The 21,678-nt window shown below is 67.5% G+C and carries 20 protein-coding genes; 15 read left to right on the top strand and 5 right to left on the bottom strand.

What is annotated here, in order from left to right:
• Positions 1 to 90: 90 nt before the first annotated feature.
• Complete coding sequence (locus tag BMY06_RS00410) at positions 91 to 594, top strand: BON domain-containing protein (RefSeq protein WP_065065694.1); 504 nt, start codon at positions 91 to 93, stop codon at positions 592 to 594.
• 55 nt (positions 595 to 649) lie between these two features.
• The gene (locus BMY06_RS00405; RefSeq protein ID WP_231957797.1) at positions 650 to 973 is read left to right on the top strand and encodes a hypothetical protein; all 324 of its coding nucleotides are present in this window, start codon (positions 650 to 652) and stop codon (positions 971 to 973) included.
• Positions 974 to 1,040: 67 nt separating this feature from the next.
• Here the strand turns inward: BMY06_RS00405 and BMY06_RS00400 are convergent, their stop codons facing one another.
• Positions 1,041 to 2,279: a helix-turn-helix transcriptional regulator gene (locus tag BMY06_RS00400; protein WP_074981016.1), complete on the bottom strand. Its 1,239-nt coding sequence runs from the start codon at positions 2,277 to 2,279 to the stop codon at positions 1,041 to 1,043.
• 378 nt (positions 2,280 to 2,657) lie between these two features.
• Here BMY06_RS00400 and BMY06_RS00395 point away from each other — a divergent pair, with 378 nt between their 5' ends.
• The 3 genes from BMY06_RS00395 to BMY06_RS00385 all read left to right on the top strand — a co-directional run bounded on the left by BMY06_RS00395 (position 2,658) and on the right by BMY06_RS00385 (position 5,404).
• Positions 2,658 to 2,885 carry a hypothetical protein gene (locus BMY06_RS00395; protein ID WP_074981360.1) on the top strand — a complete coding sequence of 76 codons (228 nt, stop codon included), beginning with the start codon at positions 2,658 to 2,660 and terminating at the stop codon, positions 2,883 to 2,885.
• A gap of 141 nt (positions 2,886 to 3,026) precedes the next feature.
• On the top strand, positions 3,027 to 3,323 hold the full coding sequence (locus tag BMY06_RS00390; protein WP_065065675.1) for an H-NS histone family protein: 297 nt from the start codon (positions 3,027 to 3,029) through the stop codon (positions 3,321 to 3,323).
• 479 nt (positions 3,324 to 3,802) lie between these two features.
• Positions 3,803 to 5,404, top strand: coding sequence for a peptide chain release factor 3 (locus tag BMY06_RS00385; RefSeq protein WP_065065676.1), 1,602 nt, complete (start codon positions 3,803 to 3,805; stop codon positions 5,402 to 5,404).
• Between the two features lie 126 nt (positions 5,405 to 5,530).
• Here BMY06_RS00385 and BMY06_RS00380 read toward each other — a convergent pair whose 3' ends face one another.
• Positions 5,531 to 6,721, bottom strand: a complete 1,191-nt coding sequence (locus tag BMY06_RS00380) for a GGDEF domain-containing protein (protein WP_074981356.1) — start codon at positions 6,719 to 6,721, stop codon at positions 5,531 to 5,533.
• A 117-nt stretch (positions 6,722 to 6,838) separates the two neighbouring features.
• Here BMY06_RS00380 and BMY06_RS38340 point away from each other — a divergent pair, with 117 nt between their 5' ends.
• Positions 6,839 to 7,018 carry a hypothetical protein gene (locus BMY06_RS38340; RefSeq protein ID WP_124260685.1) on the top strand — a complete coding sequence of 60 codons (180 nt, stop codon included), beginning with the start codon at positions 6,839 to 6,841 and terminating at the stop codon, positions 7,016 to 7,018.
• 54 nt (positions 7,019 to 7,072) lie between these two features.
• Entirely contained in the window at positions 7,073 to 9,433 is a 2,361-nt protein-coding gene (locus BMY06_RS00375) for a bifunctional acetate--CoA ligase family protein/GNAT family N-acetyltransferase (protein WP_074981014.1), read from the top strand.
• A gap of 100 nt (positions 9,434 to 9,533) precedes the next feature.
• Here the strand turns inward: BMY06_RS00375 and BMY06_RS00370 are convergent, their stop codons facing one another.
• Positions 9,534 to 10,079 (bottom strand): hypothetical protein, encoded by a 546-nt coding sequence (locus BMY06_RS00370; protein WP_065065678.1) that lies wholly within the window; start codon positions 10,077 to 10,079, stop codon positions 9,534 to 9,536.
• Positions 10,080 to 10,283: 204 nt separating this feature from the next.
• Here BMY06_RS00370 and BMY06_RS00365 point away from each other — a divergent pair, with 204 nt between their 5' ends.
• Complete coding sequence (locus BMY06_RS00365; RefSeq protein ID WP_074981354.1) at positions 10,284 to 12,329, top strand: O-linked N-acetylglucosamine transferase, SPINDLY family protein; 2,046 nt, start codon at positions 10,284 to 10,286, stop codon at positions 12,327 to 12,329.
• Between the two features lie 19 nt (positions 12,330 to 12,348).
• Here the strand turns inward: BMY06_RS00365 and BMY06_RS00360 are convergent, their stop codons facing one another.
• Positions 12,349 to 12,825 carry a VOC family protein gene (locus BMY06_RS00360; RefSeq protein ID WP_074981013.1) on the bottom strand — a complete coding sequence of 159 codons (477 nt, stop codon included), beginning with the start codon at positions 12,823 to 12,825 and terminating at the stop codon, positions 12,349 to 12,351.
• Positions 12,826 to 12,982: 157 nt separating this feature from the next.
• Positions 12,983 to 13,849 (bottom strand): IclR family transcriptional regulator, encoded by an 867-nt coding sequence (locus tag BMY06_RS00355; RefSeq protein ID WP_080180841.1) that lies wholly within the window; start codon positions 13,847 to 13,849, stop codon positions 12,983 to 12,985.
• 461 nt (positions 13,850 to 14,310) lie between these two features.
• Between BMY06_RS00355 and BMY06_RS00350 the strand changes: the two genes are divergently transcribed.
• The 7 genes from BMY06_RS00350 to BMY06_RS00320 all read left to right on the top strand — a co-directional run bounded on the left by BMY06_RS00350 (position 14,311) and on the right by BMY06_RS00320 (position 21,571).
• Positions 14,311 to 15,258 (top strand): sugar ABC transporter substrate-binding protein, encoded by a 948-nt coding sequence (locus tag BMY06_RS00350; RefSeq protein ID WP_231957798.1) that lies wholly within the window; start codon positions 14,311 to 14,313, stop codon positions 15,256 to 15,258.
• Between the two features lie 59 nt (positions 15,259 to 15,317).
• Positions 15,318 to 16,853 (top strand): sugar ABC transporter ATP-binding protein, encoded by a 1,536-nt coding sequence (locus BMY06_RS00345; RefSeq protein ID WP_074981350.1) that lies wholly within the window; start codon positions 15,318 to 15,320, stop codon positions 16,851 to 16,853.
• Positions 16,843 to 17,883 carry an ABC transporter permease gene (locus tag BMY06_RS00340; RefSeq protein ID WP_065065681.1) on the top strand — a complete coding sequence of 347 codons (1,041 nt, stop codon included), beginning with the start codon at positions 16,843 to 16,845 and terminating at the stop codon, positions 17,881 to 17,883. Before BMY06_RS00345 ends, BMY06_RS00340 begins: the two co-directional genes overlap by 11 nt.
• 15 nt (positions 17,884 to 17,898) lie before the next feature.
• A complete protein-coding gene (locus BMY06_RS00335; protein ID WP_065065682.1) occupies positions 17,899 to 18,228 on the top strand; it encodes a UxaA family hydrolase in 330 nt (109 codons plus the stop codon).
• Between the two features lie 14 nt (positions 18,229 to 18,242).
• Positions 18,243 to 19,589 (top strand): UxaA family hydrolase, encoded by a 1,347-nt coding sequence (locus BMY06_RS00330; RefSeq protein ID WP_065065683.1) that lies wholly within the window; start codon positions 18,243 to 18,245, stop codon positions 19,587 to 19,589.
• A gap of 66 nt (positions 19,590 to 19,655) precedes the next feature.
• Complete coding sequence (locus BMY06_RS00325) at positions 19,656 to 20,705, top strand: aldo/keto reductase (RefSeq protein ID WP_074981011.1); 1,050 nt, start codon at positions 19,656 to 19,658, stop codon at positions 20,703 to 20,705.
• Positions 20,702 to 21,571: an amidohydrolase family protein gene (locus BMY06_RS00320; protein WP_074981010.1), complete on the top strand. Its 870-nt coding sequence runs from the start codon at positions 20,702 to 20,704 to the stop codon at positions 21,569 to 21,571. The genes BMY06_RS00325 and BMY06_RS00320 overlap by 4 nt, the downstream gene beginning before the upstream one ends.
• The last annotated feature ends 107 nt before the right edge of the window (positions 21,572 to 21,678 follow it).

The raw sequence follows: 21,678 nt of genomic DNA, 5'->3' as shown, positions 1-21,678 counted from the left end.
AGCGCGATGCGCGGACGGTCAGCGAGGGCGGCAAGCGGCGCGCGCGATGCGTGTCGACGCACGCTTGCGGCGGCATCGATAGTGATGGCGATGTCGACGATTTTGGCAACGTCGCCGACGTCGGCATGGGCGCAGGACGGCGACATGCGCAACTGGTACAACGATCCGTTCTTCGCGCTGTCGGCGGCGTCGAGCGCATGTCCGCAGCCGCTCGGCCCGCGCATGAGCAAGGCCGAAGCCGACGACGACGCGCACTATCGCGTCGAGCGCGGCACGACCTGCTGGCTCGCGCACAAGTGCACGAAGCCGAACTCCTACCTCTACGACGCCGACATCGCGAACGCCGTCCGCGCCGCCTTCTCCGGCGACGCCTCGCTCGCGGGCACCAGCATCTGGATCACCGTGCAGCGGCGCTTCGTCTATGCGGAGGGCTGCGCGCCCGCCGCGTTCGACCGCGCGGCGCTGGAGCGTCGGCTGGCCGCGATCGCCGATGTCGAGCAGGTGTTCGTGCGCCTCGCGGCCGATCCGCGCGCGCCGCTGCCCTACAAGACGCTGACGACCGCGCCCGCTGCGTCGTCCACTCCGGTGCACTGAACGTCGCCCGCGCGCACGCCGATGCGCCCCGGATGCCGCGCAGGCGCGAGCGGGCATGGCACAATCGCATCGTCGAAAAACTAGAAAGCCCCCGGGGTACTCCATGACTCGTTTCGGTTCGTCGTTGTTCCGTTTTCGCAGGCTGCCTTTCGCGGCAGGCGCTTGCGCGTTGCTCGCGGCGCTGTCCGCGTGCAGCAGCGGCCCGCCGCTGTTTCTGTCCGATGGCCGTCCGACGGTCCAGGTCCAGTGTCCTGCCGCCGGCGACCGCGATTCCTGCGTGCAGCAGGCGCGTGCGCGCTGCGGCGGCACGTATGACACCGTCGACAATTCGACCAACGGCGACGTGTACACGCTCGTCTTCGCCTGCCACGCGAAGTAAGCGCGGCGGTGCGGTCCGCGCCCGGAGCGTGTCGAGCGCCTCGACGTCCGGGCGCCGTTCGCGTCCGTCAGCCGCCCGGCGGCGCGCAGGACGGCAGGTTCATCAGCAGACGCAGGAGATCGGGCTGACGGCGCGTGGCGGTCTTCTGAAAGATCGACTGTAGTTGTTTGCGCACCGTGTCGTGCTGCACGCCCACGCGCGCGGCGATCTCCTTCTGCGTGTGCCCTTCCACCAGCAGATGCACGATCCGGCATTCGGCCGGCGAGAGGTCGAACGCTTCGGCGAGCACCTGCTCGTCCACGGCGGGCGCGGAACGCGGGTGATAGAACATCAGGGCGGCGACGGCGTGCGGCTCGGCCGCCGAGGCATCGCCGGGCGTCAGCACGTTGTAGAACGCGTAGAGCACTTCGGGTCCGCCAGCGCCCGGCGCGCCGGGCGACAGCGGTTCCGTTGCGGAATCCGGCTCCACGCCCTCCGGCCCTTCGCCGGCCACGATGCGCAGCGCGCGCAGCCGCGCCGCCGCCGCGCGCGCGCCGCTCACGCGGTTTTTCAGACGCGCCTCGCTGATCGCCACGTCCTCCAGAAAGCGCGCCTGATGCGGCGCGGCCAGTGCGAGCCGCCGCCCGCGCACGCGCACCAGCAAGGTCGCACGCAGCAGACGCTGCGCGGCGTCGTTGCTGTCGAGCACTTCGCCGCTCGCGTTCACCAGCATGGCGGGCACGCGTGCGCGGTTCGCGAGCGCGTCGGCGTCCGGCACGTGGCGGCGCGCCGTCACGCGCACCGCGCGCATCAGATGCGGCGTGATGCGCTCCAGCAGCGCGCGGGCCTCGTCGGACAACGGGCCGCTGTCCGCTTCGCCGCGCAGGGCGAGCATCGCCGTGAGCGCGCCGCCGTCGATCAGCTTGCACAGCGAAACGCAGCGCGAACCCGCCGCGAGCAGACACGGCTCCAGCACCGGATGCCGTGCGCCATCCGGTTCGTTCCTTACATTGTTCGCCGCGTCCTGCAGCGCCGATTGCGGCCCGCAGTGCTGCCATTCCCCGGGCGCCGCGCTGCGCAGCCACTCGAGCCGCGGGTCGTCGCGATAGAGCGGGCCGATGCGTTCCAGCGGCTCCGTTTCGAGCAGGCTGAAACCGTCGGCCCAGGAAAACAATTCACGCTGCCGCTCGAATGCGCAAAGATGCACCGAAGCGGCCCCCGTCGATTTCCTCAATTCCGCGCAAAAATCCTTCCATGCGGAAGGGTGCTCGAGGGTTTCGTAAATAACATTCAGCAGCCGGTCGTATTGCAATTCGTTCGATTTCACGCCGTTCTCATTTTGATACCCGCCGCGGCCCGCCAGTCGTGGAAAATGCGCAATGCATATTTCTTCCACAATTGAGGAATATACAGATTGAATAGCCGCCGTTAATCTTCGGTCCGTAAAGCTGACCGAACGGTCATCATCGTGAGCGCCCTGTCCATGGGGTTCCGTGCGGTAGGCAACGGATTGGCGGGCGCGCCGACTTTATTCTTGAGAAGCAATGCGATTTGAATGTTCGCTATCCTGGGCAGATAGCGGAGAAGCAGCACGACATTTAAGGCGGTGACGAATATTAATCGAAATCGGGCGATAAATCATCGAATGCGCGGACGCGTTTTGAATCGACGTCTTCCATAAAGACAGTTCATGCCGGGGGCAGTAATGAATCACCACCAACTTGAAAAGGATTTAGAACATCTCGAACATGTGATTGCAAGGCTTTCAGGTCAGGACCGCATTCCACTTTCTTATTGGCGAGGCCGTCTCGATTCGGTGCAGGTGGCGATTCTGGTGCCTTCGCAAATGCAGCGCGTGAAGCGTCTTTCCGAGGCTCTGTGCGCGTTGGAGCGCCGCGCCAAGGGGTGTTCTTCACACGAATCGGTGCGTTAGTCTTTGCCTGTTTTTGGGGCGTTTATGTAATAAATCGCAATGAAAATCGGTGAAGTGCGAGAAAAATGCGCGATAACCGGCACTCTTTGGCGCCAGAACGGTCACAATGGCCGTGTCTGACCGAACCGGAGATTATTTTTTATGCCGAGCTACAAGCAATTGACCGCGCAACTCGAAAAACTCCATAAGGAAGTTGCGGCGGCTCGCGAAAAGGAAATCGAGCTGGCCATCGCCGAGATCAAGGAAAAGATCGCCGAGTACGACATTACGCCCGAAGAACTGGGTTTTAGCGCGAAGCGCGCACCCGCGCCGCGCAAGAAGCCGTTGCCGGCGCGTTATCAGAATCCCAAGACCGGCGAAACCTGGAGTGGCCGCGGCCGCGCACCGGGCTGGCTGTCCGGTCTGAAGAACCGCGATCGTTTCCTGATCAAGGAATGAGCGGGCGCGGGAAGCCGGCAGCGCGCTTCCCGTAAAGGCTCACCGTCGACTCAGTGCGGACGCGCCGCGCGCACCCTCCGGCGCGATCCCGTCGACTGCTCATATGCCGTGCGCCGCCTTGCGCGGCCGCACCGCCGCGTGCTTCGCGCGCCGCGCTTGCATTTCGATTGCGTCTCGCCTGCGCGGTTCGTGGACGTCGCAACCGTGTCCGCGCGTCTCCCGTAAAAGCTCACCCGCGCGCGTCCGGCGATGCGCCGCCGCCGCCCGTTGCGAATCCGTGCAGGATTGCGCTGTCGCGAGCTGCGTCGAACTTTTAGTCGGGGGCTGTAATGACGTGTATCATTCGTCCCCTGGCGCCTTTCTGCGCGCACGCCGGCCCCGGTTTTTCCGACCGCTCGTGCTATTCGCCGCTCAGGCCGTCCCCGTAACCCCCGCCGTGCGGCCGGTTGCCCGAATTCATCCGTATACCCGCTCCATCCATGTCAGTTGCTGAACTCAGACGCCGCCGCACGTTCGCGGTTATTTCTCACCCGGACGCGGGCAAGACCACGCTCACCGAAAAGCTGCTGCTGTTCTCGGGCGCGATTCAGATCGCCGGTACCGTGAAGGGCAAGAAAAGCGGCCGCTTCGCGACCTCCGACTGGATGGAGATCGAAAAGCAGCGCGGCATTTCGGTCGCCAGCTCGGTCATGCAGTTCGAGTACGGCGACGCCGTCATCAACCTGCTCGACACGCCGGGCCACGAGGACTTCTCGGAAGACACGTATCGCGTGCTGACGGCCGTCGACGCGGCCGTGATGGTGATCGACGGCGCGAACGGCGTGGAAGCGCAGACGCTCAAGCTGCTCGAAGTCTGCCGCAGCCGCAAGACGCCGATTCTCACGTTCATCAACAAGCTCGACCGCGAAGTGCGCGAGCCGCTCGATCTGCTCGACGAAATCGAGCAGCATCTCGGCGTGGCGGCGGTGCCGTTCACCTGGCCCATCGGCATGGGCAAGGAATTCCAGGGCGTCTACGACATCCAGCGCGATCAGGTGCGCGTGTTCCGCGCGGGCCAGGAGTCGCTCGGCGGCGCGGTGGAAACGCTGCAGAACATCAGCGACGCCGACGGCGAAGCGCGCTTCGGCTATCACTGGAAGCGCACCAAGGAAGAGGTCGAGCTGATCACGGGCGCGACGCCCACGTTCGACCGCGACGCGTTCCTGGCCGGCGAGCAGTCGCCGGTGCTGTTCGGCTCGGCGATCAACAACTTCGGCGTGAAGGAAATTCTCGACGCGCTCGTCGATCTCGCGCCGCCGCCGTCGCCGCGCATGGCCGTGCAGCGCGCGGTCTCGCCGGAAGAAGCGAAGTTCACGGGCGTCGTGTTCAAGGTGCAGGCCAACATGGACCTCGCGCACCGCGACCGCGTGGCGTTCATCCGCGTGTGCTCGGGCCATTTCGAGCGCGGCATGCAGCTGAAGGTCACGCGCAACAACAAGACCTTCCGCGCCAACAACGTCGTGAGCTTCCTCTCGCAGCGCCGCGAAACCGTGGCCGAGGCGTACCCTGGCGACATCATCGGTATTCCTAATCATGGCACGCTGAGTCTCGGCGACACGCTGACCGAAGGCGAAGACCTGCAATTCACGGGGCTGCCGTTCTTCGCGCCGGAAATTTTCCAGACCGTCGAAGTCGTCGATCCGATGCGCGCGAAGCAGCTGGGCGAAGCGCTCAAGCAGCTCGGCGAAGAGGGCGCGATCCAGGTGTTCCGCCCGATCCACGGCGGCGCGACGATTCTGGGCGCGGTCGGCCAGCTGCAGTTCGAAGTGGTTTCGCACCGTCTGTCGGCCGAGTACAAGGTGGCCGTGCGCCTGCTGCCCGCGCGCTATCGCCTCTCGCGCTGGGTCACCTGTGACGATCCCGCCGAACTGCGCCGTTTCACCGATTCGTACGAAGCCCGCATGGCCTACGACGCGTCGAACGCGCCGACCTATCTGGCCTCGCACGTGTCGGAAATCGAAGTCGCGCAGAAGGCGTGGCCGAAGATCGTCTTCAACGAGCTGCGCGAACATTCGGGCGCGCCGTTCCGCAAGTCGATGTAACGCGCGGCGCGCGGGCCGGGCGATTCGCCGGTCCGCTGCCAGCAAAGAAAAAGGCCGCTTCCGAGCGGCCTTTTTTCATGTGCGCTTTCTTTCTGGATTGCTGGAAGCGCGCTGCGTATCCAGCGTTCACACACGCGACGAGCGTTCGAGCCCCTGCGCGAGTTCGAGCCGGTTGCCGCCCAGCGACTTGGCGCGATACAGCGCCGAATCGGCGGCGGCGAGCAGGTCGGTGAGCGCGGCCGCTTCGGCGTGCGCCTGCGCGCCGTGCGTGAGCGCGAGACCGATGCTGACGGTGGTGCGGATGCCCGTGCCGTCGACGGGCTGCGCGGCGCTCCGGGCGAAGCGGGCCGCGATGGTTTCGCCGAGCGCCTGCACCTGATCGCTGTCGCGCCCGGCGATCAGCGCGGCGAACTCCTCGCCGCCGATGCGCGCAAGCAGCGTGTCGTCGCCGAGCGCCGCGCGCGCGATGCTCGCGAAGGTCTTGAGCACGTCGTCGCCGGTCTGATGGCCGTAACGGTCGTTGATCGCCTTGAACTGGTCGAGGTCGAACGCCAGCAGCGCCACGCGCTCGCGCGTGCCGGCGCGGCTCAGCACGCGCGCGCCTTCCTCGAAGAACCAGCGGCGGTTGCCGAGCCGGGTCAGATAATCCGTTTGGGATTCCTGCAAAAGCTGCCCGTGGGTTTCGTCGCGCACGAGCCGCAGCAAGGTCATCGGCAGCACGACTGAATACAGCACGCCCTCATACATCGTCACCTTGCTGACGACCGGCAGCAGCGCCTGACCGTAGCGCGTCGCGAGCCACGGCAGCACGGCGGCCCGGAACGCATACACGAAGGTATGGACGCCCGTCGCGATCACGGCGATGCGATGCGCCTGCGACCACTTGAGCGCGTGATTGCGCAGCAGCTCGCGCATGGCCATCGCGGAGGCGAGCGAGATCGGAATGGCCGTGAGATAGAGCCACATGACGGACTCGCCGCGCGTGCCCGCAACGATCCAGGCGATGGCGAGCACCCCGAGAATCGCGGCCGACAACGCGCGGTTCTGGCGGCCGTTCATGACGGCGAGGCCGTGCGCGATCAGCAGATAACCGGTAACAATGACCAGATTGCTCAGCGCCGCGCCCCACGCGCCGGGCAGCGCGCTGCGCCAGATCGCGGCGCCGACGCCGACGCCCAGCGTGGCATAGCCGGCGGTGAGGATTTTCAGTTCCTTGCTGCGCCCGGGGTGCGTGCGATGCTCCCAGAGCGTCATGCCGGCGCTGGCGAAAAGAGTTCCGATCGCGAGGAGATAGAGGGTGAATAGATCGACGTGCATCGCGGGCGTAAAGGTGCTACGCCGGTACTTCACGGCGGCGTGGGGCATTTTACGCCGAAATGACTGCCAGACAATGCGTGTCATTTTTCTTCCGGACCACGACACGATGCATGCCGGATGCACGTCGAGATGCACGTCGAGATGCACGTCGAAGCGCGCGAATCGATCGCCGGTGCGCGCCGCGCCGTATCCCGCGGTCTGCGACGCCGTGCCGCCGCCGCGCGAACGCAAGCGCGGCGGGCGAAATGCGCGCAGCGCGAGGCCGATTCGCCTATTCTCATTCGTGTCGATCGGTAGGGATTTCCGGCCGCCCGCGCACGCGGCGCGCGCCGTCGCACAACAGGAGGAGCAGTGACCGTACGCAATCTCGACGCGGTGTTCCAGCCGAAATCGGTGGCCGTGATCGGCGCTTCGCAGCGGCCCGGCAGCATCGGCAACATGGTGTGGCAGCGCCTGATCGAAGGCGGCTTCGACGGCCCGCTGTTCGCGGTCAATCCGCGTCACGCGGGCGATTTCGCGCAGTTCGACGGCCGTCCCGTGGTGGCCGACGCGGGCGATCTGCCCGAAGCGCCCACCGTCGCGCTGATCTGCACGCGGCCGTCCACCTGGCCCGCGCTCGTGCACCGGCTCGGCGGCATGGGCACGCGCGCGGCCATCATGCTCGGCGAGGTGAAGAACGACGAAGACCGCGCCGACCTGCGCCACGCGCTCGCGGCGGCGCGTCCGCATCTGCTGCGCATCGTCGGGCCGGGCAGCCTCGGCGCGCTGACGCCCGCGCTCAACGCGCAGCTCGGCGCGGCCGCCACGGTCGCGCGCAAGGGCGGCGTGGCGTGGGTCTCGCAGTCCAACGCGCTGACCAACGCCGTGCTTCGCTGGGCGGGCGCGCGCGGCCTCGGCTTTTCGCACGTCATCGCGCTCGGCGACGAAGCCGATGTCGATGTCGGCGACGTGCTCGACTATCTCGCGAGCGATCCCACCACGCGTGCGATCCTGCTCGAAGTGGACGGCATCCGCGCGGCGCGCAAGTTCATGTCGGCGGCGCGCGCGGCGGCACGCAACAAGCCCGTGCTGGCGCTGCGCAGCGGCCGCGACGATCCGGGCGACGCGCTCTATTCGGCGGCGTTCCGGCGCGCGGGCCTCGTGCGCGTCGATACGCTCGACGATCTGCTCGACGAAATCGAAACGCTCGGCGTGGGCCGCGTGGCCGCGAGCGACTCGGCCACGCTCATCACCAGCGACCGCGGCGTGGCCACGCTCGCGCGCGACGCCTTCAACAAGGCCGGCGACACGCTCGCGGCCTGGAGCGACGAAGCGCGCGCGGCCGTGGCGGCGGCGCTGCCGCACGCGCAGGCGGGCAATCCGCTCGTGCTCGGCGACACCGCGCGGCCCGAGCATTTCGGCCTCGCGCTACAGACGCTGGCCTCGCAGCGCAGCACCGGCACGGCCTTCGTCGTGCACGCGCCCACGCACAGCGCGCCGGTGGAGCAGGTGGCGCGCACGCTCATCGAGCATCAGCGTTTTGCGTATCGCGGCATGCTCGCGTGCTTTTTCGGCGGCGTGGACGAGGCCACGCGCGACGCGCTGCATGCGCACGGCATTCCGGTGCACACCACGCCGCGGCGGCTGGCGCGCGCGTTCGCGCGTCTCGTCGATTACCGGCTCGGGCGCGAGCTGCTGATGCAGACGCCCGAGAGCCTGCCCGCGCAAGGCAAGGCGGCCATCGACGTGGCGCTGGGCATCGCGCGCGGCGCGCTGGCGGCGGGCCGCGCGGCGCTCGAAGGCGAGGAAGCCACGCAATTGCTCAAGGCGTTCGGGCTCGAGACGGCGCCGCAGCAGGCGAGCGCGACCGCCGTCGTCGACGTGACGGTGACGTTTCGCGACGACGAAAACTTCGGTCCCGTATTTCATTTCGAGGCGCCGTCGCCGGACGGCTTTTCGCCGCCGATGCGCGTCTACAGCCTGCCGCCGCTGAACCCGGTGCTCTCGCGCGACATCGTCACGCAATCGCCGTATGCGCGCCGTGCGTCGCCCGCGCCCACGCTCGCGGCGCTCACGGCGCTGTCACAGGCGGTCTGCGAGGTGCGCGAGATCGTCGGCATGCGGCTCACGCTGCGCGTGCTGCCCGACGCCGCCGTGGTGGTCGCGCCGCGCATCGAGCTGGCGGACAAGCGCAGCCGTTTCGCGATCATGCCGTATCCGCGCCGTCTCGAAGAGACGATCGACTGGCACGGCGAGCGCCTGACGATCCGCCCGATCCGGCCCGAGGACGAGGAAATGCACCGCGCATTCGTCGAGTCGATGTCGCCGGACGATCTGCGTCTGCGGTTCTTTTCGGCGGTGCGCAGCTTCGATCACACGCAGCTCGCGCGCATGACGCAGATCGACTACGACCGCGAGATGGCGCTCGTCGCGAGCGTGCCGGGCGAGGACGGCCGTCCGCACACGCTGGGCGTGGTGCGCGCGGTCGCCGACCCGGACAACGAAACCGCCGAGTTCGCGGTCACCGTGCTCTCCACCTTGAAGGGACGCGGGCTGGGGCGGCTGCTGATGGAGCGCATCATCGGCTACGTGCGCTCGCGCGGGACGCATTGGCTGCTGGGCGAGGCGCTGCGCGAGAATGCGCCGATGATCGCACTGGCGCGCGCCATGGGCTTCACGGTTACGCCGACGGATGACCCGGGCGTGGTGGGTTTCCGGATGCCGCTGGATTGAGGCGGCGGATCAGGCGAGGGGGAAATAAAAACGGCCGCTTTATGCGGCCGTTTTTCATGGTGCGTGCGGAGGTGTCACCGCACACGCATCGACGCCAAACTCACGCCGCGATCTTCGCCAGCGCTTCGTCCACCTGCGCGCGCGAGAGCGACAGTTCTTCGAGCCACGCCTCGGCGTACTGCGCGCCGGTTTCCTTTTCCAGACGCGCGATGGTCGCCGCGCAGCGCGCGCCGTCCTTCGGCGTGGCGATGAACGGCTTGACCGACTGGCCGCCCTGGAACGCCTCGAACAGCGGCAGGCGGATCTCGTCGGGCAGCGCGCGCGTGGTCCACTGATGCGTCTTGCCGTTGAACGTCAGCGACGGCGGCAGCACGCGCTCCTTGCGCGTGGCCGGAATCAGGCCGAAATTGCGCGCGGCTTCGGCGATCTGCTCCGCCGTGAACAGCTCGTCGGGCGTGATCTCGAATTGTGCGATCGCGGTTTCGACGGTCTTCATCGCGTCGGCACGGTCGTCGCGCTTCTGCTGCGCGCGGGCCACGATGTCGCGCAGCTCGTCGGCTTCCTCGGCCGAAATCGTGAAGCTCGCCTGTTTCTGCTGAAGCTCGGAAAAGCGCTGGAATTCTTGATCGGTCAGAAGTTTCGCCATGAGATCGGAGTACGCGTCCGGGGTGCGATCCGCGAGATCGTGCGCCGGACGGAATTGAAGAGGGCCGCCATTCTAACCGTTTTGCGCGGCGCGGTTCCAGTCGCGCCGCGCGTGCGCAAGGGGACGGAACGTCGTGCGCGTGTCGCGCGCGAAACCAGGACGGCTCTGATGGTCGCGGCGGCCCGCGCTTTCTATCCTCGCGGGATGAACTCATCCGTCCCCACTCCGTCCGCCCGTTCCGACGCGCTGTTCAAGCGCGGCCTCGACCGTCTGAACGCCGATAACATCATGCACGCCGAAGCGCTGCTGCGCGAGGCCGTCGCCGCCGATCCGCGTCACGCCGACGCCTGGCATCAGCTCGGCGTCGCGCTCGCGCGCCAGCAGCGTCACGCCGAAGGCGAGCAGGCGATCCGCCGCGCGCTGGCCGTGCGCGAGGGTGGCGCGTACCGGCGCGATCTGGCGTGGACGCTGCTCTGGCAAGGCCGCGACGAAGCGGCGGTCGAGGCGTATCTCTCGGCGGTCCTGCAAGGCGTGCGCGAGGCGCGCCTGTTCAACAATCTCGGCAACCTGCTGAAGAAGCGCCAGGATCTCGCCGATGCCGAAGCCGCCTATCGCGCGGCCATCGAAACCGATCCGCACTACGCGTTCGCGTTCGGCAACCTCGCGGTGCTGCTCGCCGAAACGGGCCGCGACGAGGAAGCCGAAGCGTGTTTGCGCCGCGCGCTCGAACTCGATCCGCAGGCCGCGCATGCGTGGCAATGCTATGGCGGCCTGCTGGAGCGCCAGAACCGGCTCGACGAAGCCGAGGCGGCCTACGCGCGCGGCGGGCGCTGGGAGGCGGTGCAGTCCGTGCGGCGGCGTCTCGCGCACTGGGAAGGCCTGGAGCCGATCGATCAGGCGGCGCTCGCGATGATCGCGTCGGGCGAGGCGGAGCAGCTCACGCCGTGGGGGTTGCTCGGCATCCCGGCGCTCACGCCCGAGCTGCACCGCGAGGCAGGCAGGCGGTTCGCGCAATCGCGCTGGCGCGGCGAACTGGCGGCGACGCCGCTCGTCGCGCGCGGCGCGGGACTGGCCGAGGCGCTGGCGGCGTTCGAGGCGGGCGAGGCGCGGGAGACGGGCGCGCGTTTGCGCATCGGCTATCTGTCGGCGGATTTTTACGATCACGCCACGCTGCGTCTGCTGGCGGGCGTGCTCGAACTGCACGACGCGGCGCGCTTCGACATCCATCTGTACGCGTACGGCGACATCGCGCCCGACGACGCGTGGCGCGAGCGTCTTGCGCGGTGCCCGGCCACGCTGCACGAGATCGGCGCGCTCAGCGACGCGCAGGCGGCCGCGCGCATCGCGCAGGACAGCGTGCATCTGCTCGTCGATCTCAAGGGCTACACGACCGGCACGCGGCTCGGCATCACGGCGCTGCGGCCCGCGCCGGTCATCGTGAGCTGGCTCGGTTATCCGGGCTCGCTCGGCGCGCCGCGTCTGGCGGACTATCTGATCGGCGATGTCGTGGTGACGCCGCCCGTCACGGCGGCGCACTACAGCGAAACGCTCGCGCTGATGCCGCACTGTTATCAGCCTCACGACCACCGCCGCGAATGCGGGCCGCGCCCCACGCGCGCCGAAGCGGGCCTGCCCGCGAGCGGCTTCGTGTTTTGCAGCTTCAATCAGATCTTCAAGCTCAATGCGCGCATTGCGTCGATCTGGCGCCGCCTGCTCGTGGCCACGCCCGGCAGCGTGCTGTGGCTGCTCGATCCGGGCGAGGCGCGCGCGCGCTCGCATCTGCACGCGTTCTTCGCGGAGCAGGGCGTGGCGGCGGCGCGCGTGATTTTCGCGCCGCGCGTGTCGCACGACCTGCACCTCGCGCGTCTGCAACTCGCCGATCTCGCGCTCGACACCTTGCCGACCGGCTCGCACACCACGGGCAGCGACGCGCTCTGGGCGGGCGTGCCGATGGTCAGCGCGCCGGGCATGCTGCTCGCGGGACGCGTGGGCGCGAGCCTGCTGCGCGCGGTCGGGCTGGAGGAATTGATCGCGCGCGATCTCGACGCCTATTTCCAGATCGCGCTGGCGCTCGCGAACGATCCGGCGTGGCACGCGCAGGTGCGCGAGCGGCTCGTGCAAGCACGCAACGACGCGCCCCTGTTCGATACGAAGCGCTTCACCCGCGATCTGGAGCGCCTGTACGTGGCAATCATGGCGCGCGAGGCGCAGGACGCGGGCGATCGCGCGCCGTTCGTCGTCGCCGGTTGATGAACTGCGGTTGAAAGCGCTATTCGCTCGCCGCCGCGCGCTCGATAACGGCGATGTCGATCTTCTGCATGGTCATCATCGCTTCCATGGCGCGGCGTCCGGCTTCGCGGTCGGCGCCGCCGACGAATTCGAGCAGACGGCGCGGCGTGATCTGCCACGAAAAGCCCCAGCGGTCCTTGCACCAGCCGCAATCGGACGCCTGTCCGCCGTTCGCGAGGATCGCGTTCCAATAGCGATCGGTTTCTTCCTGGCTGTCGGTGAGCACCATGAAGCTCACCGCCTCGTTCGGCTTGAAGTTCGGGCCGCCGTTCAGACCGACGAAACGCCGGCCCAGCACCGTGAAATCCACCAGCAGTTCCGCGCCCACGCCAATGCCGGGGATCGGCGAGACATGGCCCGCATCGACGTGGCTGTCGGGGAACGTGGCGGCGTAGAACTGCGCTGCTTCGCGCGCCTGGCCTTGATCGAACCAGACGCATGTCACGAGATCGGTCATCGTTGTCTCCTCGCTGAAACACTGGCGCGCATTGCACGCAGGGCTTTCGAGCGTAGCACCGGATGCGCGAGGCGGCCAGCGCGTTCACTCGACGTCGCTGCGGGCGTTGCAGCGGTCGGTGCAGCCGCCTTCGCAACCGCGCGGATTGAGCGGATTCCTAAGCATTGCCTTCGCGGAACATCGACAGCGCCTGCACGGTCGCGCCGAGCATCTGCGTGGCTTCGTCGAGCGAGGGCGCGACGTAGTCGTCGATACGTTTGAGAAACGGGCAGGTCAGCGCCGCGATCGCCTGACCCGACGGTCCGAGCACCGGGAACGTCACGTCGGTCACGCCGAAGATCTGCTGGCTGTCCGTGCGCGAGACGCCCGCCGCGCGAATCTGCTCGCATGCGCTTTCCAGCGCCGCGTGATCGATGGCGATCTCGCCCTTCACCTTGGTGTGTTCCGCGAGCATGTGCGCGCGCTGCTCCGGCGACTGGAACGCGAGCATGGTGCGCCCCGAACTCGTATCGACGAGACCCACGCGCGAACCCAGGCGCACCGCGATGCCCCACGTGCCCGGCCCGTCCACCTGCGCGATCACGAGCAGATTGCCGCGGTCGTAGACGGAGAGATGGCAGGACTGCTCGGCGTCGTTCGCGTAGCGCTGCATGAGCGGCAGCGCCTCGGCGATCAGACGCTCCATCGGCGGATGACGATGCGCGAGCGCGAACAGCTTGAGGCTCAGCGCGTAGCGGTCGCCGGCCTCCGAACGCATCACGTACTGGCGCGCGACGAGCCGTTCGAGCATGCGGTAGATCTCGCTCGCGTTGCGCCCGAGCGCCTTCGTGATCTCGGCGCGCGTGAGGCCGCCGCGCTGCTCGGCGAGCAGTTCGAGGATGTCGAGACCTTTGTCGAGCGCGGGCGCGCGGTAGCGGTCGCCGTCGTCTTTCTCGTCGTGCTTTTCGTCGTGCAGATCGCCGATCTCCGCTTCGATGGCTTCGGGCGGCGCCGCCGGCCGCCGCGTACGTGCGTTCGCTTTCATCGTGTCCTTGTTCCTTGCCTGCGCGCCGCCACCTTGCGCAGCGCGCCTCCCGCGATTATTTCAAAGCGCCTTGCCGACACAAACAGCGACAAAACCCTGACGTGCCCAGGGAAATTCCGGAGCCTTGCTGCACTGCACATTCCTTGACCTTGGATCGTGCGTATATGAATAATAGGTTCACTGGTGAATATGTGCCAGTGGCGTCGGGAAGGAAAAAGGCAACGGGAAGGGTTGGGAAAGGCAGTCGCAGCGCCGCGGGCGCGTGTCGCTTTTTCAGGCGGACGCGTCGCGCACATGATGGTTCAACAACGACAACTTTGGAGACTGACATGGCGTTCGCAACCGGGCCGCACGCGGCCCGCCGCTTGATTCAAACGCGCAAGGCGCGCGCGTCGCTGCGCCTCGCCGCGAAGACCCTGGGCGCGGCGGCCGTCTGCGCGGCCGCGTTCGGCGTGTCGGGCATGGCGCAGGCCGCGGACGCGGGCAAGGTCGGCCTCGGCCTGCCGCTGCTCACGTCGCCGTTCTGGCAGTCGTACAACAACTACCTCGGCGTGTACGCGAAACAGATGGGCATCGATATTCTCGCGCCCGTCAACTCGAACAACGACCCCGCGCAGCAGATCACCGACATGAACAACATGGTGAATCTGGGCGCGAAGGGCATCGTGGTCGGGCCGATCGATTCGGCCGCCATCAGCCGCGCACTCGACAACGCCGCGCAGAAGAACGTGAAGGTCGTGGCCGTGGACGTCGCGCCCACCCAGGGCAACGTGGCGATGGTCGTGCGCGCCGACAATCACGCTTACGGCGAAAAAGCCTGCAAGTACATCGGCGAGCACGTGAAGTCGGGCAAGGTCGTGCAGATCATGGGCGATCTGGCTTCCGTCAACGGGCGCGACCGCTCCGAGGCGTTCCGCGCCTGCCTGAAGCAGTATCCGTCGCTCTCGCTGCTGGAGATTCCGGCGGGCTGGAAGGGCGACGTGGCGGCGAGCGCGCTCGACAGCCTGCTGACCGCGAACCCGGACGTCAAGGCGATCTACATGCAGGCGGGCGGCGTCTATCTCTCGCCCACGCTGCAGACGCTGCGCCGCAAGCAACTGCTGTTTCCGGCGGGCGACGCGAAGCATATCGTGATCGTCTCGAATGACGGCATTCCGCAGGAATACGAAGCGATCCGCAAGGGCGAGATCGATGCGACGATTTCGCAGCCCGCCGATCTCTACGCGAAATACGGCCTCTATTACATCAAGGCCGCGCTGGAGGGCAAGACGTTCAAGCCGGGCAAGACCGATCACGACAGCAACATCGTGCAGTTGCAGCCCGGCGTGCTCGAAGACCAGTTGCCCGCGCCGCTCGTGACGAAGCAGAACGTCGACGACAAGAACCTCTGGGGCAATACAGTCAAATGAGCCGTCAAATGAGCGATCGAACCCGCGATCGGCTTGACACCGCGCCGCCTGCGCAGACGATGACGCTGTCACGCGAGCGCGCGGCGCGCTCGCAGCCGCCCGTGGTCGAAGCGAGCGGCGTGACCAAACGCTTCGGCTCCACGGCGGCGCTCGCGAACGTGAGCCTGTGCGTGACGGCGGGCGAATCGCACGCGCTCGTGGGGCGCAACGGCGCGGGCAAGTCCACGCTCGTGTCGATCCTCACGGGACTGCGCAAGCCCGACGAAGGCGCGGTGTATTTCAACGGCGAGCCCGCGCCGCCCATTGCCGAGCGCGATGCGTGGCGCGAGCGCGTGGCCTGCGTCTATCAGCACTCGACGATCATCCGCGATCTCACGGTCGCGGAGAATCTTTTCATCAACCGTCAGCCGGTGAAGCGCGGCGTGATCGACTGGACGAGCATGCGCCGCGACGCGCGCGCGCTGCTCGACCACTGGCGCATCGATGTGCGCGAGGACGCGCGGGCGGGCGACCTCACGGTTGAGGCGCGCCAGCTTGTGGAGATTGCGCGGGCGCTGTCGTACGGCGCGCGTTTCATCATCCTCGACGAACCCACCGCGCAGCTCGACGGCGAAGAGATCAAACGGCTCTTTCGCCGCATCGACGAATTGCAGCGCGAAGGCGTGACGTTCCTGTTCATCTCGCACCATTTGCAGGAGGTGTACGAGATTTGCCAGGCCGTGACGGTGCTGCGCGACGCGCGCCATATCGTGAGCGCGCCGGTTGCCGAGTTGCCGCGCGAACGCCTGATCGAAGCGATGACGGGCGAACGCGGCGGCCTCAACGTCGCCGATGCCGCGGCCCGCGCCGCATTGCCCGCCGACGCCGCGCTTGCGCTCGACGTGCGCAACATCACGGGCGCCGACTACGCGAATGTTTCGTTGCAGGTGAGGCGCGGCGAAGTCGTGGGCCTCACGGGCGCGACCAGCAGCGGACGCACGAGCGTGGGCGAGGCGATTGCCGGGCTCACGGCGCAGCAGTCGGGCGAGATCCGCGTGAACGGCGCGGCGCTCAAGCCCGGCGACGTGCCGCACGCGCTCGCGAGCGGCGTGGGCTGCGTGCCGAAGGATCGCCATCACGAAGGACTCGTGCTCACGCAGTCGGTGGCCGAGAACGCGTCGATGACGATCGCGGGCCTGCTCGGCCGTCTCGGTTTTGCGCCGCCCGCGAAGAAGCAGCAGGTCGGCCGACGCATGATCGAGGCGCTCGGCATCGTCGCGCAGGGACCGGATCACGTGGTGTCGGGGCTATCGGGCGGCAATCAGCAGAAGGTCGTGATGGCGCGCGCATTGGCGAGCAATCCCGATGTGCTCGTGCTGATCGATCCCACCGCGGGCGTGGACGTGAAATCGAAAGAGGCGCTGCTCTCGGTCGTCGACCGCGTGCGCGACGAAGGCAAGGCTGTGCTCGTGGTGTCGAGCGAACTCGACGATCTGCGCACCTGCGACCGCGTGCTCGTGATGTTTCGCGGCAACGTGGTGCAGGAATTCGCGGCGGGCTGGCAGGACCATGAACTGATTGCATCGGTCGAAGGAGTCGATCTCCATGAAGAATAGTGTTTCGACGCCCGCGTTCGCGGCCGCGCAAGGCGACCTCGCCGCCACCGGCAAACGCGCGCGTCCGCGTATCGAGTTCGCGCGTCTGCGCGACCTCGCGCTGCTGCCGGCGCTGGTATTGCTGCTCGTGATCGGCGGTTTCGTGAGCCCGAGTTTTCTGACGAAGGCGAATCTCATCAGCGTGCTGGGCGCGTCGGCGGCGCTCGCGCTCGTCGTGCTCGCCGAGTCGCTGATCGTGCTGACCGGCAAGTTCGATCTCTCGCTCGAATCGACCGTGGGCATCGCGCCTGCCATCGGCGCGATGCTCGTGATGCCGGCGGCGTCGGCGGGATTCGGCCTGCAATGGCCCGCGTTTGCAGGCCTGATCGCGATCGTCGCGGTGGGCGCGCTGATCGGCTTCGTCAACGGCTTTCTGGTCGTGCGGCTGCGCCTGAACGCGTTCATCGTCACGCTCGCGATGCTGATCGTGCTGCGCGGCATGCTGGTGGGCGCGACCAAGGGCGGCACGCTGTTCGACATGCCGCCGTCGTTCTTCGCGCTCGCCACCACCATCGTGCTCGGTCTGCCGCTTTCCGTGTGGCTCGCGGCGGCGGCGTTCGCGGTCGCGGCTTTCATGCTGCGCTATCACCGCGTGGGCCGCGCGCTCTACGCGATCGGCGGCAATCCCGACGCGGCGCGCGCGGCGGGCATTCGCGTCGAGCGCATCACGTGGGGCGTGTTCGTGCTCGGCAGCATCCTCGCGGCGATCGGCGGGCTGATCGTGACCGGTTACGTGGGCGCGATCAACGCTAACCAGGGCAACGGCATGATCTTCACGGTGTTCGCGGCGGCGGTGATCGGCGGCATTTCGCTCGACGGCGGCAAGGGCACGATGTTCGGCGCGCTGCTGGGCGTGCTGCTGCTCGGCGTGGTGCAGAACCTGCTGACGCTCGCGCAGGTGCCGTCGTTCTGGGTGCAGGCGATTTACGGCGCGATCATCCTCGGCTCGCTGATGGTGGCGCGGCTGGCGGGCGGCGAAGCGCAGAACTGAACGCGGAGAGAGAACTTGAACAGCCGTTCCGGACACACCGATGCGCGCCTCATCCTGCTCGCCCCCGACGACAACTGCCTGATCGCCGCCGCGCGTCTCGCGGCGGGCGAGACGCTGGAGATCGAAGGCGAACGCGTGACGCTTGCGAAGACCATCGAACTGGGCCACAAAATCGCGCGGCGCGCGCTCGCGAAGGACGAAAAAGTGCTGCGCTACGGCGCGCGCATCGGCCACGTGACGGAGGACGTGGCGCGCGGCGCGCATCTGCATACGCACAACCTCGAAAGCGATTATCTGCCGACGTACACGCACGACGCGGGCCACGAGTTCGTGCCGCACCGCTAGCAAGGGACATTGCCATGACTTCATTCAACGCCGAAGCCGCGCGCGCCGATGCGCCGATGCTCGAAGGCTGGCCGCGCAGCGACGGCCGCAAGGGCATTCGCAACGTGGTCGCCGTGGCGTATCTGGTCGAGTGCGCGCATCACGTGGCGCGCGAGATCGTCGCGCAGTTTCGCGAACCGCTTTACGACGACGCGCACGCGTTCGACGATGCAGACGTTTCGCGCGCTTCGAAAGCATCGCACGAATCGAACGAATCGCCCGTGCATCTGATCGGCTTTCCGGGCTGCTATCCGAACAGCTATGCCGAGAAAATGATGACGCGCCTCACCACGCATCCGAACGTCGGCGCGGTGCTGTTCGTCTCGCTCGGCTGCGAGAGCATGAACAAGCATTATCTGGTCGAGCAGGTGCGCGCGAGCGGACGCCCCGTCGAAGTGCTGACGATCCAGGAAAAGGGCGGCACGCGCAGCACGATTCAATACGGCGTGGACTGGGTGCGTGGCGCGCGTGCAGAACTCGCGCAGCAAACGAAGGTGCCGATGCGGCTCGACGAACTCGTGGTCGGCACGATCTGCGGCGGCTCGGACGGCACGAGCGGCATCACGGCGAATCCAGCCGTGGGGCGCGCGTTCGATCATCTGATCGAGGCGGGGTCGGCGTGCATCTTCGAGGAAACCGGCGAGCTGGTGGGCTGCGAATATCACATGAAAAGCCGCGCGGCGCGGCCCGAACTCGGCGATGCCATCGTCGAATGCGTGGCGAAGGCGGCGCGCTATTACTCGATTCTCGGGCACGGTTCGTTCGCGGTCGGCAACGCGGATGGCGGGCTGACCACGCAAGAGGAAAAGTCGCTGGGCGCGTATGCCAAAAGCGGCGCGTCGCCGATTGTCGGCATCGTGAAGCCGGGCGACGTGCCGCCCACGGGCGGCCTGTATCTGCTCGACGTGGTGCCCGACGGCGAACCACGTTTCGGATTCCCGAATATCAGCGACAACGCGGAGATCGCCGAACTGATCGCCTGCGGCGCGCACGTGATTCTGTTCACGACGGGGCGCGGTTCGGTGGTGGGATCGGCGCTGTCGCCCGTCATCAAGGTATGCGCGAATCCGCTCACGTATCGCAATCTCGCGGGCGACATGGATATCGACGCGGGCCGCATTCTCGAAGGCCGCGCGACGCTCGACGAGGTGGGCCGCGAAGTGTTCGACGTCACGCTCGCGGTGGCGCAGGGCGCGCGTTCGAAGTCGGAATCGCTCGGGCATCAGGAATTCATTCTCACGTACAAGACCTTCGAGCCGGTCGGCCCCGCGTGTCTGCCCGCGAATGCGCGCGTGCCGGTGCATGTGGCGGTCGAGCATTGAAGCGGGATTTGAATCGCGTTTCGAATCGAACAGGGCATTGATCGGCGACTTCTGGAGACGAGCCGCATGACGCAGGCATTTCATCCGCAGGTGACGCAGCGTCGGCGCATCGGGCGCACGACGCTCGAAGTGAGCGCGCTGGGTCTGGGCACCGCGCCGCTCGGCGGCCTGTATCGCGATCTCAGCGAAGACGAGGCGCGCGCAACCGTCGACGCCGCGTGGAGCGCGGGCGTGCGCTACTTCGACACCGCGCCGCACTACGGCCATACGAAGGCGGAGCATCGACTCGGCGACGCGCTGCGCCGTTATCCGCGCGAGGCCTACGTGCTGTCGACCAAGGTCGGGCGCCGTTTCGTGCCGCGCACGCACGCGTATGACGGCAGCGAAGGCTGGCAGAATCCGCTGCCGTTCGAGGCGATTTACGACTACACGCGCGACGGCATTCTGCGTTCGTTCGAAGATAGCCAGATGCGTCTGGGCATCGTCGATATCGACATGCTGCTCGTGCACGACATTGGCCGCTTCACGCACGGCGAGCGCAACGCGCATTACTGGCGGCAACTGAGCGAGGGCGGCGGCTTTCGCGCGCTCGACGAATTGCGCGCGTCGGGCGCGGTGAAGGCGATCGGTTTCGGCGTAAACGAGCGCGAGGTGATCCTCGACGCGATGCGCGAATTCGATATCGATTGCGCGCTGCTCGCGGGCCGCTACACGCTGCTCGAACAGCAACCGCTCGACGATCTGCTGCCCGCGTGCGTCGAGCGCGGCGTGAGCATTCTGCTCGGCGGCGCGTTCAATTCGGGCATTCTCGCGCGCGGCGTGGCCGGCGATCGCAAGTTCAATTACGGCGACGCGCCGGCCGAAGTGGTGGAGCGCGTGGCGCGGCTCGAAGCGGTGTGCGGCTCGTTTGGCGCGCCGCTCGCGGCGGCGGCCTTGCAGTTTCCGTATGCGCATCCGGCCGTGGCGACGGTGCTCACGGGCGCGCGCAGCGCGGCGGAATTGCAGGAGAACGTCGCGTCGTTCGAGACGTCGCTGCCGCGCGAGCTTTGGCTTGCGTTGCGCGACGAGGGGCTTATCGACGCGCGTGCGCCGCTGCCGACGCAGGTCGCATCATGAGCGAGCACGTCTGGCACGAAGCGATCGACGCGCATCAGCATTACTGGGACCCGGCGCGCGGCGATTACGGCTGGCTCACGCCGGAGTCGCGCACGCTTTATCGTCCGTTTTTATCCGCCGATCTCGCGCCGTTGCGCGCCGCGTGCGGCGTCGCGCGCACGGTGCTCGTGCAGGCGGCGCAGACCGTCGAGGAAACGCGCTGGTTGCTCGACCTCGCGCGCGACGACGCGTCGATTGCGGGCGTCGTGGGCTGGGTGCCGCTCGACGACGCGCGCGCGCCCGCGTTGATCGCCGAACTCGCGCGCGAGCCGAAACTGCGCGCCGTGCGCCCGATGCTGCAAGACCTGCCCGATGACGACTGGATCGCGAACGCCGATACCGCCCGCGCCGTCGATGCGCTGATCGCCCACGACCTCGCCTTCGACGCGCTGATTTTCACGCGCCACGCGCGCGCGCTCGAAACGTTTCTCGCGCGGCATCCGGCGCTGCGCGTGGTGATCGATCATGGTGCGAAGCCGCCGATTCGCGACGGCGGCGCGGCGTCGCCTGGCTACGCGGCGTGGTCGCATGCCATCGCGCGGCTCGCGCGCTTTCCGCAGGTGTTTTGCAAGGTGTCCGGGCTCGCGACCGAAGCCGCGCCGGGCTGGCGCGACGACACGCTGCGTCCGTGGATCGCACATCTGCTCGCCTGCTTCGGCGCGCGCCGCCTGATGTGGGGCAGCGACTGGCCGGTGCTGAACCTCAACGGCGACTACGCGCGCTGGCACGACTGCGCGCAGCATCTTTTCGCGGATCTCACCGACGACGAGCGCGCCGCGATCTTCGGCGGCAACGCGGCGGCGTTTTATCGTCTCGACCGCGTGTAAGTGGCGTGTGAATGGCGTGTGCGTTTCGCTTTGCATCTCGCCTGAAGCTCGCCCGAAACTGGCTTGAGGCTGGCGGCAATCTGGCGCGAGGCTGTCTCGCGCGCCGC

The organism is Paraburkholderia tropica, from assembly GCF_900109265.1.
Classification (GTDB): Bacteria; Pseudomonadota; Gammaproteobacteria; order Burkholderiales; family Burkholderiaceae; genus Paraburkholderia; species Paraburkholderia tropica.
Note: the sequence above shows the minus strand (reverse complement) of the source record. Positions and strands in the feature narration are given on the sequence as shown.

Bases quoted from the DNA above. Each gene is read 5' to 3' on its own strand.
- BMY06_RS00330 (WP_065065683.1), top strand. From the start codon at position 18,243: ATGACTTCATTCAACGCCGAAGCCGCGCGCGCCGATGCGCCGATGCTC.
- BMY06_RS00410 (WP_065065694.1), top strand. From the start codon at position 91: ATGTCGACGATTTTGGCAACGTCGCCGACGTCGGCATGGGCGCAGGAC.
- BMY06_RS00350 (WP_231957798.1), top strand. From the start codon at position 14,311: ATGGCGCAGGCCGCGGACGCGGGCAAGGTCGGCCTCGGCCTGCCGCTG.
- BMY06_RS00365 (WP_074981354.1), top strand. From the start codon at position 10,284: ATGAACTCATCCGTCCCCACTCCGTCCGCCCGTTCCGACGCGCTGTTC.
- BMY06_RS00325 (WP_074981011.1), top strand. From the start codon at position 19,656: ATGACGCAGGCATTTCATCCGCAGGTGACGCAGCGTCGGCGCATCGGG.
- BMY06_RS00390 (WP_065065675.1), top strand. From the start codon at position 3,027: ATGCCGAGCTACAAGCAATTGACCGCGCAACTCGAAAAACTCCATAAG.
- BMY06_RS00405 (WP_231957797.1), top strand. From the start codon at position 650: ATGGCACAATCGCATCGTCGAAAAACTAGAAAGCCCCCGGGGTACTCC.
- BMY06_RS38340 (WP_124260685.1), top strand. From the start codon at position 6,839: ATGCACGTCGAGATGCACGTCGAGATGCACGTCGAAGCGCGCGAATCG.
- BMY06_RS00345 (WP_074981350.1), top strand. From the start codon at position 15,318: ATGACGCTGTCACGCGAGCGCGCGGCGCGCTCGCAGCCGCCCGTGGTC.
- BMY06_RS00380 (WP_074981356.1), bottom strand. From the start codon at position 6,721: ATGCACGTCGATCTATTCACCCTCTATCTCCTCGCGATCGGAACTCTT.
- BMY06_RS00370 (WP_065065678.1), bottom strand. From the start codon at position 10,079: ATGGCGAAACTTCTGACCGATCAAGAATTCCAGCGCTTTTCCGAGCTT.
- BMY06_RS00395 (WP_074981360.1), top strand. From the start codon at position 2,658: ATGAATCACCACCAACTTGAAAAGGATTTAGAACATCTCGAACATGTG.
- BMY06_RS00355 (WP_080180841.1), bottom strand. From the start codon at position 13,849: ATGAAAGCGAACGCACGTACGCGGCGGCCGGCGGCGCCGCCCGAAGCC.
- BMY06_RS00385 (WP_065065676.1), top strand. From the start codon at position 3,803: ATGTCAGTTGCTGAACTCAGACGCCGCCGCACGTTCGCGGTTATTTCT.
- BMY06_RS00320 (WP_074981010.1), top strand. From the start codon at position 20,702: ATGAGCGAGCACGTCTGGCACGAAGCGATCGACGCGCATCAGCATTAC.
- BMY06_RS00340 (WP_065065681.1), top strand. From the start codon at position 16,843: ATGAAGAATAGTGTTTCGACGCCCGCGTTCGCGGCCGCGCAAGGCGAC.
- BMY06_RS00360 (WP_074981013.1), bottom strand. From the start codon at position 12,825: ATGACCGATCTCGTGACATGCGTCTGGTTCGATCAAGGCCAGGCGCGC.